Source organism: Microbacterium lacus (genome assembly GCF_044794305.1).
Classification (GTDB): Bacteria; Actinomycetota; Actinomycetes; order Actinomycetales; family Microbacteriaceae; genus Microbacterium; species Microbacterium lacus_B.
In genome coordinates, this window is sequence record NZ_CP084996.1 from 1,275,008 (window position 1) to 1,289,451 (window position 14,444).

Below are 14,444 nucleotides of genomic sequence, written 5' to 3' on the forward strand. Positions count from 1 at the left end.
CAAGTCAAAAGTTATCGTGATACGATCATTTTCGATCATCACCGATGACGTGTACGAGACTCGATGGAGAGAGACTGCGGATGAACACGACCTTCCCAGGGACACTGTCCGACGCGTTCGGCCGTCGCTCCTCGACCCGAGAACTCGGCGCATTGCTGCGGATCGCGGATGAGTCACTTCCCGTCGAACCCGCGACAAATCGCGGCGTCTGGGGCTCGGTCGATGCAGGCGAACTCCTTTCTCGTGCAGCTCACGACCTTCGCGCGCCATGGCCTATCCCCCTCGCCAGCGCAGCCGCGCGCGTGTATCGGGACGGTGACCGAGACGGATGGGAACAGGTCGCGTATGAGCGCCAATATCGCCTGAGTCGCGCCGCAATCGCTGCCGCAGTCACGCTCGACGAGATGTGGATTGATGAGGTGATCGACGGAATCCAGTTGCTCTGCGAACAGAGTTCGTGGTGCTGGCCTGCACATGACGACACTTTCGAGCGACACGGCGCCGTTCTCGCAACAGTCACCGACCCGTTCCTCGACCTCGGTGCGGGCGAGGTCGTCGGTCAGCTGGCGTGGATCGATCACGTGTTGGGCGCAGGCCTCGATGCGCGGGCACCCGGCATTCGCCAGCGAATCCGCCATGAGGCCCGATTGCGCGTATTCGACCCGTTCGTCGCGCGTCGCGACTGGCACTGGATCGGACTCGACGGCGACGTACACAACTGGAATCCGTGGATCCACGGCAACGTCCTTGTGGCCGCACTCCGACTGCTCGATGCGCCGGACGACGTTGCGGTGCGCGCCGCGATTGTCGCGCTGAGCGTCGAAGGACTCGACCGCTACGTCACCGTCTTACCCGCCGATGGAGCGATCGACGAAGGCTACTCGTACTGGTGGAACGGCGCATGCCGCGCCTTGGAAGCCCTCGACATCCTCAGTTACGCCACGGGAGGCGCCCTCGACGCCACCCCCAAGGTCACGGCACTCCGAGAGACCGTCGCCTTCCCGCATCGCTCGCATCTGGGCCGCGACTGGTACCTCAATCTCGCCGACGGCCAGGCCAGGCCGTCCTGCGATCAGCCGTGGCACGCCCTGTACCGCGCAGCGCAGCGCGCGGGAGATCAGGATGCCGCAGCCCACGCTGCGGCGCACCGCGATGTCACTCCGAACGAGACAGCGGGGTTTGGCCGACTCGTGCGCGCCCTCACCGATCGCGATTGGGTCGAGGCATCCGTCGTACTCTCGCCGCTCCCCCGCGATGTGTGGTTGCCATCCACCGAAGTGATGCTTGCACGAGAGACGGCCGGATCATCCGACGGACTAGCCCTCGCCATCAAGGGCGGACACAACGGCGAGCACCATAATCACAATGACGTGGGCTCCTTCGTGGTCGCGTCCGACGGCGTGCCCGTCCTTGTGGACGTGGGCCGCCCGACCTACACGAAGGCGACGTTCGGGCCCGATCGGTACGACATCTGGACGATGCAGAGCTCGTGGCACAACGTGCCGGAAGTCGGGGGAATCCCCCAGGGGGTGGGGGCGGAATTCGCCGCTCGCGATGCCCGCGTCACCGTGACGGATGCCGCATCCACCCTCTCCCTGGATATCGCTGATGCCTACCCCGTCGATGCGCTGCGCGCGTGGCGCCGCACCGCGACCCTTGACCGCGAGCGCGGCACCGTGCGCGTCGAGGACGCATGGGACCTGGACTCCCTGGGCGCAGGCTCGGAGCCCCTTACGACGGTGCGCCTCCTCGTGGCCGGCGAGGTCCGCCTCGCCCCCGACTCCGCCGGCATCGTTCCCCTGGACGGCGCGCACCCGGTGATCGTGCGTTGGCCTGGAACCATCCAGGCCCGGATTGTCCAGCGCGAGCTTGATGATCCGATGCTCTCCGACGTCTGGGGCGCGCGACTCACCCGCATCGACCTTGACGTCACATCGGCCCGCGAGGTCTGGATCACGGTAGAAAAGGACACATCGACGCTCGCGCGCCGAGCGACGACGAGGGATCAGCAATGACCGATCAACAGCACGCACTGCTCGCGCCCGCGCGGCACGCACATATCCTCGCCGCGCTCGAGCGCAACGGAACAGTGCGCATCTCGCAGCTCACCGATGAGCTCGGTGTCGCCGCGGTGACCCTGCGACGCGACCTCCAGCAACTCGAGGAGGAGGGGCACCTCGAGCGCGTCCATGGTGGAGCAGTTCCGGCGGCGAGCTCTGAGACGGCGTCGCCTGAGACTGCTCGCCCGGGATCCGGAGGGTCGATCGCCGTGCTCGTGCCGTCGCTGAACTACTACTGGCCGGGCGTCGTGCGCGGAATGGAGCAGGAGGCCCACCGCCGCGGCTTGCGCCTGCTCCTGCGTGGGGCATCCTACGAACTGCAAGACGAGCGACCGGTGCTGGAGCGCCTTGTCGCCACCGATGACGTGCAGGGTCTGATCGTCGCGCCGAACCCCGATGCCGCTCATGCTCAGGACGTCGTGCAGTGGCTCGCTGAGAGCGGCGTGCCCAGCGTCTTCGTCGAGCGTGAGGCGGTCGCACTTCCCAGCCGTGAACCCGTCGAGAGCGTTACCACCGATCACGCGCTCGGCGCGGTGCTCGCCGCCCGTCACCTGGCGCGGCTCGGACACCGAAAAGTCGGGCTCATTCTGTCTCGCGATTCGCCCACCGGTCGCAAGATCGTGAAGGGGTGGGATGCCGCATGCGAAGAGCTCGAACTCAGCCCATCCGAGCACTTCGAGCAGTTCTTTCCGGACCGCAACGGTCCTGGCTTCTCGGCCGCCGTCGAGTCGGCCATCGACACCGCACTGTCCACCGGGGTGACGGGATTGCTCATCCACTCCGACCCCGAGGCGATGGCGTTCATCGACATCGCCCTCAACCGCGGGATCTCGGTGCCCGATGACCTCTCGGTCGTGGCCTACGACGATGAGGTCGCTCAGTTGTTCACCCCGGCACTCACCGCGGTGAGCCCGCCACGCGCGGGCGTCGGTGCCGCCGCCGTGGACCTGCTCGCGCGGCGAATCGAAGACCCGGATCGCCCCGTGCATCGTGTCTCGCTGAGCCCCACCTTGAATGTCCGGCAGTCGACCGCGCCGCCGGCGGCGCGGTCGTGATCTCACCGTTCGACCACTCACCCTGGGACTTCTGGGACCGAGCCGATCCCGCCGATCACACCGCCCAACGGGCACTGCAGACAGACCTCATGCGCGCACACCCCGGGTGGCGCTTCGACGACCGCTGCTTCGTGTCGGATCATTCGTCCGTCGACAATGACGACCTCACCCTCGGCGCGCGTACGTATGTCGCGGCGGGCGCCTACCTGACCGGGTCACTTCACGCGGGCTCGGACTGCTCGATCAATCCGTACACGGTGCTGCGTGGTCGCATCGTCCTCGGTGACGGCGTGCGGATCGGAGCACATACGTCGATCCTCGGCTTCAACCACACCATGTCCGACCCGGATCTCCCCGTATTCCGGCAACCTCTCACGTCCCGAGGCATCCGCGTCGGTGATGACGTGTGGATCGGCTCGCACGTCGTGATCCTCGACGGCGTCACGGTGGGGTCGCACTCGGTTATCGCCGCCGGCGCCGTAGTGACCAAGGACGTCCCGAATGGAGCGATCGTCGCAGGCAATCCCGCGAGGTTCCTCAAGTGGCGTATCGCCCCGGCGGACCCTTTGCCCGAGCGCATCGAGGAGTTCGGGAAACGTGCGCGCGCGTCGGCACTCGCCATCCTCGAGCGCTCGTGGGATGCCTCGGCCGACCTGTTCACCGATCGGCCAGGGCAAGCCACAACGGTGCGCGCGCAGTGTGATGCGATTGAGATCGCCGACCTTCTGCTCGGCACCGCACCGCCGCAGCTTCCCGCGGCTGAGCAAGTGCGCCGGCTTCGTTCGTGGCAAGATGCCGAGACAGGCGCCGTCGCGCCTCTGGGCAAGCCACACCCCGATCTGAACAACCCCGATGTCGCGTACCACGTGGAGTGCGTCGGCTATGCGCTCGACCTGCTCGGCTCACAGTTCGCCCACCCCGTTCCTGCACTCAGCGGCGGAACCGCCGCGGAGGTGACCGCGTTCCTGGACGGCCTGCCATGGGAGTCCGAGGCGTGGACGGCGGGGCACTGGGTCGACGCTGTCGGTACGTCCCTTTACTGGTCGAGGCAGCGCGGCGACGCACGCGACCCCGCGTTCGCCGAGACTCTCCTGGGATGGCTGGTCAGCCGGGCGGATGCTGATACCGGGGTGTGGGGCGGGGGCGACCTGCTGCAGCGGGTCAATGGCTTCTACCGCGCATCACGCGGCACGTTCGCACAGTTCGGCATCCCCATTCCGTACCCGCGCGCTGTTGTCGACACGGTACTCGTGCACGCGGAAGACGAGACGCTGTTCGCATCCGCGGCGCAGAACGCGTGCAACGTGCTGGACGTCGCCCACCCCCTCTGGCTTGCCCGCGATGCGGGCCACCGTGCGGCCGAGGTCACGGCTCTTGCACGGACCTTGCTTGGCCAGGCGATGGATCACTGGGTCGACGGTGAGGGGTTTGCCTTCCACCCCGGCTCCGACGGCGCAGCGCCGGGGTTGCAGGGCACCGAGATGTGGCTCGCTATCGTCTGGTATCTCGCCGACCTTGCGGGCCTGTCCGACCGCCTCGGGTATCGCCCGCGGGGTATCCATCAGCCCGAGCCCGCAGCGTCCCTCGCGTAACGGCCCTCTTCACTACCCGATCGAGCGGCGCCAGTTTTCCAGTACGCGCGCAACGGCACGGGTGTGCGACCACGGCATCTGCGGTACTTCCAGCCGGCCCTCCGCAAGCGCGAACGAAAGGGCGTCCGCTTCCGCGGCAAACGGGTCGACTACCTCGACGGCGATTCGCGCCGGGTCCTCTCCCGCTCTGCGGACGATGAGCGTGCTCGCACTCTCCGTCCGGCTCCCCCATACATCGGGGATCTCGATGTTGCCTTCCGTGCCCGTGATCGTCGCGGAGAGCGGGAGCTCAGTGACGATTGAGGTGCGGATGCGCGCCCTGCTGTCGCCGAAGCGGAGGGTGGCGGCGGCATCCTCATCGACGCCCGTGTCACCGATGTATCCCTCGACGTCGCCGACGACACCGTTCAGATCGAGGCCCGCCCACGCGGCCACACCCACAGCGAACGACGCGGGGTAGCCCCCGGCATCCAGCACCGCACCTCCGGCGAGATCGGGATCGAAAAGCCGACCAGAGCGCTCCCCCGCAGCGAAACCGAACGACGCTTCGGTGGCGACGATATCGCCGATTGCGCGTTCCTCGATCAGCGCCCTCAACCGATCTGCGAGCGGGCCGAAGCGGCATTTGAATGCCTCGAGAAACGGCCTGTTCGTTTCGGCGGCGACCGCCAGGACACGCTCGGCGTCGGCCAGGTTCGTCGTGGCGGGCTTCTCGCAGAGCACTGCTTTGCCCGCACGAAGAGCGGCTTCGACGAGTTCTGCGTGAGAGGTATGCACCGTTCCGATGTAGACAGCGTCGACGTCATCTCTGCTCAGGATGTCGTCGTACGTTCCCGACACCGGCGCTGCGTACTGCGACGCGAACGCCGAGGCACGGGACGGATCCGAGCTGCCGACGGCATGAAGCATCCCGAACTGCGAACGCGGCAATGCACGCGCAAAGTATCCACTGATCTCACCCGGCCCGAGAACGGCCCACCTCGTCTGCATGACTGCGACGCTATCGTCACCGGGGTGCATGCGCCTCGAGAAACTCGTATACGTCGGTCGTGTCAACTCCCGGGAACGCCCCTGTCGGCAGCGTCGCCAGCAGCGTGCGCGGGGTGCGGACGTTCGGCCACGAGTTCTCGCGCCAGGATGCCTCGAGATCGGCCGGCGCCCGTCGGCAGCAGACCTCGACGGAGTGCCGGGAGATTCCGCGATTGGTGGTCTCGCGACCCAGGAACCACTTCGTGTCATCGAACCGCACGCCCACCGACACCGAGTGCGCGCCCTCGCTGGAGAGTTCGACACGGGCCGTACACCAGTAGGTTCCGTTCCCCGTGTCGGTGTACTGGTAGTACGGGTTGAAGTGGTCGTCCTCGTCGAAGACGACCCGCGAGGTCCACTTACGGCAGCACATCTGGCCCTCGATCGCGCCGAGCCGATCTGTCGGAAAGTTCACGTCGTCGTTCTCGTAGGCCTTCGTGATCGTGCCCGACTCGTGCACCTTGAGGAAGTGCACCGGGACGTCGAGGTGCATCGTCGCGAGGTTGGTGAAGCGGTGCGCGGCCGTCTCGTACGAGACCGAGTAGGCATCGCGCAGATCTTCGATCGAGATCGCGCGGTCTTTCTTGGCATCCTGCAGAAAGGGCACGGCGTGTGCTTCGGGAATCAACAGGGCGCCCGTCAAGTAGTTCGTCTCGACCCGTTGCCGCAGAAAGTCCGCGTACGACGTGGGCTCACGGTGCCCGAGGATCCGGCTGGATAGCGCCTGCAGCACGGCGGTGCGCGGGTCACCCTTCGACGCGAGCCTGCTCGAGAGGTAGAGGCGTCCGTTCTTGATGTCGGCGACGGACCGGGTCGTCTGCGGTAGGTCGGCGACGTAGTGCAGGGTGAAGCCGAGATGCGCGGCGATGTCGGATGCTGTGCGCTGTGTGAGGGGTCCGCCCGGGTGATCCACCGCGGTCAAGAGCCGCCGCGCCTGCTCTTCGAGATCGGCGAAGTAGTTGTTCTGCGTGCGCATGAGGTGCCGGAGGGCGACGTTCGCCCGCCGGGCTTCTTCGGGTGTTGCGGCGCGTTCGTCGCGCAGTCGGTCGATCTCGCCCTGCAGCGCGAGCATAGCCTTCAGCGCCTCGGAGGGCACGGTCTTGCCGATCCGGAACGGCGCGATCCCCAGAGCCTGAAAGGTCTGTCCGCGCATTGCGCGCTCGAGTGAAATCTCGAGCGTTGCCCGCTCGTCGAGGGGCTCTGACTCCAGGAGCGCGTCCAACGTCGTGCCGAGCGCCCGAGCGATCGTCCGCAGCAGTGTGAGCTTCGGCTCGCGGCGACCGTTCTCGATCATCGACAACTGGCTGGGCACGCGATCCACCGCGGTGGCGAGTTCGTCCAGCGTCATGCCGCGGTCAGTACGCAACTGACGGATGCGTCGCCCGATCGTGAGAGAGTCCACCTCTTCATCCTCCGGAGGGACGGTGCCGGTGTCGCGATCGATGGAGGTGCTCATAGGGCGATTCTGTCACGAAAGCAGAACTTTGCCGAAACTTCACACCCGGATCGGTCATGAGTGACTTCGAACTTCACTCAATACTGGATTCACGACCACCGCCCGACGTTCATAGGAAGACAGCGACATGACTCCTTCAACCGCCACCCCGATGCGTACGAGCACGGGACCCATCGCAACGCAGACCACTGAGCCCCGCGTCGAGGTCATCGGTCGCATGGCCCCCCGCTACGACGAAGTCCTCACGCCCCAGGCACTCGCGTTCCTCACCGAGCTGCACCAGCGTTTCGGAGCGCGCCGCCACGATCGCCTCGCCGACCGGATGCGCCGTCGCTTCGAGATCGGCAACGGGCACGACCCGCAGTTCCGCGACGACACCCGTCACATCCGCGAAGACGCTGAGTGGAAGGTCGCCGGCGCCGGCCCGGGGCTTGAAGACCGGCGCGTCGAGATCACCGGTCCGACCGATCCCAAGATGACCATCAACGCGCTGAACTCAGGTGCAAAGGTGTGGCTGGCCGACCAAGAAGATGCCACCAGCCCCACCTGGAAGAACGTCATCGAGGGTCAGCTGTCACTGCGCGACGCGATCCGCGGTGAGCTGAGCTTCACCAGTCCTGCCTCTGAAACGGCACCGGGGAAGCGCTACGAAGTCACGGCCGAATCCACGCCCACGATCGTGATGCGTCCGCGCGGTTGGCACCTGAGCGAGGCCCACATGCAGTTCACCGACCGCTCGGGAAGACAGATGGCGACCTCGGGCTCACTGGTGGACTTCGGCCTCTACTTCTTCCACAACGCGACGCAGCTCATCGCGAACGGCCGTGGACCCTACTTCTACATCGCCAAGATCGAATCGAGCGAAGAGGCGAAACTGTGGGACGACGTCTTCACGTTCAGCGAGCACTACATCGGCATCCCGCACGGCACGATCCGCGCGACCGTCCTGATCGAAACACTGCCTGCCGCGTTCGAGATGGAAGAGATCCTCTTCGAACTCCGTGACCACATCGCGGGGCTGAACGCGGGCCGCTGGGACTACATCTTCTCGATCATCAAGAACTACCGCGGCCGTGGGGCGCGTTTCGTGCTCCCCGACCGCAGCGAGGTCACGATGACCGTTCCGTTCATGCGGGCGTACACCGAGCTGCTCGTGCAGACCTGCCACAAGCGCGGGGCCTTCGCGATCGGTGGCATGAGCGCATTCATCCCGAATCGTCGGGACCCCGAGGTGACGACGATGGCGTTTGAGAAGGTGGCCGCCGACAAGAAGCGCGAAGCCGGCGACGGCTTCGACGGCACGTGGGTGGCGCACCCCGACCTGATTCCTGTGGCGATGGCGGAGTTCGACGCGGTGCTGGGCGACCGCCCGAACCAGATCGACCGTCAGCGTCCCGATGTCGAGGTGAAAGCATCCGACCTCATCGACGTGCACATCGGGCGTCCGGTCACGGCCGCAGGGGTGCACGCGAACGTGTCGGTCGCGATCCGCTACATCGAGGCGTGGCTGCGCGGATTGGGAGCGGTGGCCATCGACAACCTGATGGAGGATGCCGCGACCGCCGAGATCTCGCGTTCGCAAGTGTGGCAGTGGATCCACCAGGACCGCTCCACCGCCGAAGGCGACCTGATCACGCGCGAGTACATCGAGGGTCTCATCGCTGAGGTGCTGAGCGAGGTCGACCGTCGCGAAGGCGACCGGTTCGACGACTCGGCCGAGATCTTCCGCGAGGTGGCACTCGGCCAGGAGTTCCCCGCATTCCTCACCCTGCCCGCGTACATGAAGTTCCTCGTCGAGACCGACTGACGTTCTCCCGCCAACCCCAGACACCAAGAAGGAAATGAAATGACTCAGTACCAGGACGACATCGACGCCATCCGGGCGCTCAAAGAGCACAACGGCTCGAGCTGGGATGCGATCAACCCCGAGTCGGTCGCGCGCATGCGCACGCAGAACCGCTTCCAGACCGGACTTGCGATCGCGCAGTACACGGCCGACATCGTGCGGGCGGACATGGCCGAGTACGACGCCGACTCGTCGGTCTACACCCAGTCGCTCGGCGTCTGGCACGGCTTCATCGGGCAGCAGAAGCTCATCTCGATCAAGAAGCACCTGAAGACCACGAACAAGCGCTACCTCTACCTCTCGGGCTGGATGGTCGCCGCACTCCGCTCGGAGTTCGGTCCGCTGCCCGATCAGTCGATGCACGAGAAAACGGCGGTACCCGCGCTCATCGAGGAGCTGTACACGTTCCTCCGTCAGGCGGATGCCCGTGAACTCGATCTGCTCTTCTCGCAACTCGACAAGGCTCGAGTTGCCGGCGACGAGACCGCGGTCGAGTTCATCCAGTCGCAGATCGACAACTACGAGACCCACGTCGTGCCGATCATCGCCGACATCGACGCCGGCTTCGGCAACCCCGAGGCGACGTACCTTCTCGCTAAGAAAATGATCGAGGCGGGTGCGTGCGCCATCCAGATCGAGAACCAGGTGTCGGACGAGAAGCAGTGCGGCCACCAGGACGGCAAGGTCACGGTTCCGCACGAGGACTTCACCGCCAAGATCAACGCGGTCCGCTACGCGTTCCTCGAGCTTGGCATCGACAACGGCATCATCGTCGCTCGCACCGACTCGCTCGGTGCTGGCCTCACGCAGAAGCTCGCCGTCACGGCGCAGCCCGGCGACCTCGGCGACCAGTACAACTCGTTCCTCGACGTCGAAGAGATCTCTGAGTCCGAGCTCGGCAACGGCGATGTCATCATCAAGCGCGACGGCAAGCTGATGCGCCCGAAGCGTCTCGCGAGCAACCTCTACCAGTTCCGGCCCGGAACCGGTGAGGAGCGCGTGGTGCTCGACTGCATCACGTCACTGCGCAACGGTGCCGACATGCTGTGGATCGAAACCGAGAAGCCGCACGTCGAGCAGATCGCCGCGATGGTCGATGAGATCCGCAAAGAGATCCCGAACGCGAAGCTCGTCTACAACAACAGCCCGTCGTTCAACTGGACGCTCAGCTTCCGTCAGCAGGCTTACGACGTTCTCGTTGAGCAGGGCAAGGACGTCAGGGCGTACGACCGCAGCGACCTGATGAACGTCGACTACGACGACACCGAACTGGCACGACTGGCCGATGAGAAAATCCGCACGTTCCAGCGTGACAGCTCTGCGCGTGCCGGAATCTTCCACCACCTGATCACACTCCCGACGTACCACACGGCCGCGCTGTCGACCGACAATCTCGCCAAGGGATACTTCGGCGACGAGGGCATGCTCGCGTACGTGAAGGGAGTCCAGCGCCGTGAGATCCGCGAGGGCATCGCGACGGTCAAGCACCAGAACATGGCGGGCTCTGACCTCGGCGACAACCACAAGGAGTACTTCGCCGGCGACGCAGCCCTCAAAGCTGGCGGCGCCCACAACACGATGAACCAGTTCTCCTGATCACGCTTCTCGCGATCGAGAACGGATGCCTCGGCCCTCGCGGTCGGGGCATCCGTCGTTCGGTGCGCCGATCAGCGGAGCAGGCCACGCTCCATCGCGAGGGTGACAGCACGCGTGCGGTCGGCGACGCCGAGTTTCTCGAAGACCTTGAGCAGGTGCGTCTTCACCGTGGACTCACCGATGCCGAGGGACGACGCGACCTGTTTGTTGCTGTTGCCCGCAGCGACCAGCCGGAGCACTTCGGTCTCGCGCGCGGTGAGCACCGATTCCCGTTCAGGGTGGCGCATACGCTCGACCAGTCGCACCGCGACCTGCGGCGACAGCGCCGATTGACCTGCGGCGACCGACCGGATTCCCGCGACGATCTCGGCCTGTGGAGCGGCCTTGAGCAGGTAACCGGAAGCGCCCGCCTCGATGGCGGCGAGGATCTGATCGTCGGTCTCGTAGGTCGTGAGGATCAGCACCTTCGCATCGCCCGCGGCGGTAATCCGCGCTGTAGCCTCGACTCCGCCGACTCCCGGCATCCTGAGATCCATGAGCACGACGTCGGGGCGGGTCGCCGCCGCGACGCGCACTGCCTGCTCTCCGTCGGACGCCTCCGCCACCACCTCGAAGCCGGGCTCGTCTGAGAGCATGACGGCGAGGCCCGTCCGTACCACGGGATGGTCGTCGACGATCAACAGTCGGATCACCGCAGCGCCTCATGTCCTGTCGGGGTCGCTGGAAGTCGCACGACGAGGGTCGTGCCCCGGCCCGGAGTCGACGACACGTCAAGTTCGCCACCCGCCAGCGCCACGCGCTCAATCATGCCCTCGAGACCGAACCCGTCCGACCGCGCGCCGATATCGAACCCGCGGCCGTCGTCGGCGACGGTGAGCTGGGACCGCCCGTCCGGCCCGGCCGACACCCCCACGGCCACCCGGGTGGCCGCAGCATGCTTGCGAACGTTGGCGAGCGACTCCTGCAGACATCGCAGCAGCACCAACTGCGACTCCCGATGCAGCACACCGGCGGAATCGAGCTTCAGGTCGAGGTCGATCGTCAGCCCTGCCTCGGATCGAAAGCGGCTCACGAGACGGTCGACGGCGTCACCGAGGGCGGCGTCGGACGGGACGGCGGCCGTCCGCGAAACGATCGCGCGCGCCTCCTCGAGAGCATCACGCGAGAGCCGTTCGACCGTCGCGATGCTGTCCGCCGCGATGTCCGCTCGTCCTTCACTGAGCTGTCGGCCTGCGCGCTCCGACAGAATGGCCAGGCCTGCGAGAGTCTGCGCGAGCGTGTCGTGCACGTCCCTGGCCAATCGCTCGCGCTCCATTGCGGCTCCGCGATCGCGGCTCAGCGCCTCAACCTCCGCCTGCGCAGCGGTGAGCTCGCCGAGCAGGCGCGCGCGCTCCTGGCCGTATTCGACGACGCCCGACATCCACAGGCCGAACGCGATGGCGAAGGCGAGACCGAAGCCCGCGGTGGAGGCGGCGATGGCGAGCGCCGGAAGCACCGAATCACCGCCGTCGAGGATGCCCGAGAAAACGGCGACGCCCGTGAAAGTGCCGAGCGCGATGGCAATCGATCCGATGATCGCCCCGCGTCGATCGCCCGCCAGCACCCATGTCAGCGGGTATGCGATCGCCTGCAAGATCGCGAAGAAAGGCTCGCCCGCGCACCCCGCGGCCAGAGCCACTGCTGCGCACGAGACGAAGACGGGAAAGCGCCATGGCCGATGTGACGTCAGGGCGGGCCGCGCTACGAGCACATAGCTCAACACCATGAGCACAAGCCCCGCCGCAGCCAGGGCGACGGCGCCAGACGACGCGCCGCTCGATCCGAACCACGTGGTCACTACGACCACGAGGGACGCGGCGACCAACGCCGCGTCCCACCATCGTCGATTCTGCATGTCTGCCGTCCCGCGCTCAGGTTACGCGTCGCGCCTGTTCCAGCGGAAGGTGACGCGCGCGAGCACGAGCCCCACGACCAGCCAGACCGTCAGAGCGATCGCAACGCCCGCGATGTTCCACTCGCCGTTCTGCTCCAGCGCGGAGTACTCCTCGGGGAGGAAGACGTAGCGCATTCCCTGCGCCATCCACTTCACCGGCAGCGCACTTGCCGCCGACTGCAACCAGTCGGGCAGCAGGTAGAACTGGAAGTACACCCCCGAGATGAACTGCACGACGAGCCCGATCGGGATGACCACCGCGACGGCGCTGCGCGCCGATCGCGGAACCGAGGACAGCGCCACTCCCAGGAGGGCAGACCCGGTGATGCCGAGGACGAAGACCCACGCGAACGTCGCCCACTGTGCGGGATCAGTAGGCAGCGGTACCCCCAGCACGACAGCCGCGAACACCAGGAGGACCGCCGCCTGCACGACCCCGGTGACACCCACCTGGACGATCTTGCCGAGGAAGTAGCTCACCGGCGACAGCGGGGTGGCCCCGAGCCGCTTCAACACACCTTCGGACCGATCCACCGCGATGTCGATCGCCAGATTCTGAAAGCCCGAGAGCAGAAGACCGGCAGCGAGCATGGCCGGCAGGTACATCTGCGCGACCGGCACGGGAGGCAGTCCCGGCGCGGGCTGCATGTCGCCATCCGCCCCGAATGCCACGCTGAACAGGCCGAGCATGAGGATCGGGAACAGGAAGGTGAAGAACACGGTGTCGCCCGAGCGGACGTACTGCATGAGCTCGAATCGACCCCGCCAGAGTCCCATGCCGACGCGACTGCGACCGACCGTGCTGCGGGCGGTGCGCCCGCTGTGTTCAAGGACGCTCATGATTCATGCCTCCGTCAAGGCGTCCGCGGGTGCCGCGGCGCCGGTGTGCTCGGCCACGAGACCGAGGTAGATGTCTTCGAGTGAGGGTCGGACGATGTCCACCGATGCCGGCTCCGCGCCGGTGCGGGCGACGAGGTCTGCGACGAAGCGTGCCGGCTCGGCGGTGCGCACCTCGCGTGGACGCTGCTCGCCCGGCTCGGTCCAGCGCACGATCGGGATGCGGGCATCCTCCCCGCCGATGGCGCCTACGGGACCGAGCGCCCGCAGCCGCCCGGCGACGAGGATGCCGACGCGATCTGCGAGCTCCTCCGCCTCGTCGAGGTAATGGGTCGTCAGCATGATTGTCGTGCCCTCGGCAGCGAGCCCGCGGATCATCGTCCAGAAGTCACGTCGAGCCTTGGGGTCGAACCCGGTGGTGGGCTCGTCCAGGAACAGCAGCTCAGGGTTGCCGATGACGCCAAGCGCGACGTCGACGCGTCGCTGTTGACCCCCCGACAGCTTGCTCACCCGCATGGGCGCCTGCTCCTCGAGCCCGACGGCCGCGAGTACGTCGTCGACGCTGCGCGGGTTCGGGAAGAAGCCGGCGAACTGGGTGAGGTACTCGCGGACCGTGAGCGCGCCGAGCAGCCCGGTGCCCTGCAACACGACACCGATGCGCGACTTCCACCGCAGTCCGGCCGTCGCGGGATCCGCGCCGAGCACCTCCACTTCGCCCCTCGTACGGTCTCGATACCCCTCGAGGATCTCGACCGTGGTCGACTTGCCCGCGCCGTTCGGTCCCAGCAGCGCGAACGTCTCACCGCGCGCGATGTCGAGGGACACGTCCTCGACGACCGGACGGCCCGAATACACCTTCTGCAGGTTCCGCACCCGCACCACGTTCTGATTCATGGCATCCACGATTCCGGTTGGCGGACCGCCCCGGCACGGCCGTTCGTTCGGTTCGACGTCCTCCATTCGGTGGATGCCGACGGTCCATCGACTCACCGCGGCGTACGGCTGGCGGGCCGCGAATATCCATGCGGTCCACTGGAGCC

11 protein-coding genes are annotated in these 14,444 nt (G+C 66.5%); 5 read left to right on the forward strand and 6 right to left on the reverse strand.

Features of this window, described 5'->3' with window-relative positions; all coding sequences use genetic code 11:
• The first annotated feature begins 80 nt into the window (after positions 1-80).
• The 3 genes from LG299_RS06275 to LG299_RS06285 are packed head-to-tail and all read left to right on the forward strand — an operon-like array spanning position 81 to position 4,707.
• Entirely contained in the window at positions 81-2,015 is a 1,935-nt protein-coding gene (locus LG299_RS06275) for a heparinase II/III family protein (protein WP_404434153.1), read from the forward strand.
• The gene (locus LG299_RS06280; RefSeq protein WP_404434155.1) at positions 2,012-3,115 is read left to right on the forward strand and encodes a substrate-binding domain-containing protein; all 1,104 of its coding nucleotides are present in this window, start codon (positions 2,012-2,014) and stop codon (positions 3,113-3,115) included. The genes LG299_RS06275 and LG299_RS06280 overlap by 4 nt, the downstream gene beginning before the upstream one ends.
• Complete coding sequence (locus LG299_RS06285; RefSeq protein ID WP_404434156.1) at positions 3,112-4,707, forward strand: acyltransferase; 1,596 nt, start codon at positions 3,112-3,114, stop codon at positions 4,705-4,707. The genes LG299_RS06280 and LG299_RS06285 overlap by 4 nt, the downstream gene beginning before the upstream one ends.
• Positions 4,708-4,719: 12 nt before the next feature.
• Here the strand turns inward: LG299_RS06285 and LG299_RS06290 are convergent, their stop codons facing one another.
• The gene (locus LG299_RS06290; RefSeq protein ID WP_404434158.1) at positions 4,720-5,697 is read right to left on the reverse strand and encodes a Gfo/Idh/MocA family protein; all 978 of its coding nucleotides are present in this window, start codon (positions 5,695-5,697) and stop codon (positions 4,720-4,722) included.
• 16 nt (positions 5,698-5,713) lie between these two features.
• On the reverse strand, positions 5,714-7,192 hold the full coding sequence (locus LG299_RS06295) for a helix-turn-helix domain-containing protein (RefSeq protein WP_404434159.1): 1,479 nt from the start codon (positions 7,190-7,192) through the stop codon (positions 5,714-5,716).
• Positions 7,193-7,319: 127 nt separating this feature from the next.
• Between LG299_RS06295 and aceB the strand changes: the two genes are divergently transcribed.
• On the forward strand, positions 7,320-8,999 hold the full coding sequence (gene aceB / locus LG299_RS06300; RefSeq protein WP_404434160.1) for a malate synthase A: 1,680 nt from the start codon (positions 7,320-7,322) through the stop codon (positions 8,997-8,999).
• A gap of 39 nt (positions 9,000-9,038) precedes the next feature.
• Positions 9,039-10,634, forward strand: a complete 1,596-nt coding sequence (locus tag LG299_RS06305; protein ID WP_404434162.1) for an isocitrate lyase — start codon at positions 9,039-9,041, stop codon at positions 10,632-10,634.
• 71 nt (positions 10,635-10,705) lie between these two features.
• Here the strand turns inward: LG299_RS06305 and LG299_RS06310 are convergent, their stop codons facing one another.
• The 4 genes from LG299_RS06310 to LG299_RS06325 are packed head-to-tail and all read right to left on the reverse strand — an operon-like array spanning position 10,706 to position 14,298.
• Positions 10,706-11,326: a response regulator gene (locus tag LG299_RS06310; protein WP_404434163.1), complete on the reverse strand. Its 621-nt coding sequence runs from the start codon at positions 11,324-11,326 to the stop codon at positions 10,706-10,708.
• On the reverse strand, positions 11,323-12,528 hold the full coding sequence (locus LG299_RS06315; protein WP_404434164.1) for a sensor histidine kinase: 1,206 nt from the start codon (positions 12,526-12,528) through the stop codon (positions 11,323-11,325). Before LG299_RS06315 ends, LG299_RS06310 begins: the two co-directional genes overlap by 4 nt.
• A 21-nt stretch (positions 12,529-12,549) precedes the next feature.
• The gene (locus LG299_RS06320) at positions 12,550-13,407 is read right to left on the reverse strand and encodes an ABC transporter permease (protein ID WP_404434165.1); all 858 of its coding nucleotides are present in this window, start codon (positions 13,405-13,407) and stop codon (positions 12,550-12,552) included.
• Positions 13,408-13,410: 3 nt separating this feature from the next.
• A complete protein-coding gene (locus LG299_RS06325; protein WP_404434823.1) occupies positions 13,411-14,298 on the reverse strand; it encodes an ABC transporter ATP-binding protein in 888 nt (295 codons plus the stop codon).
• Between the last annotated feature and the right edge of the window lie 146 nt (positions 14,299-14,444).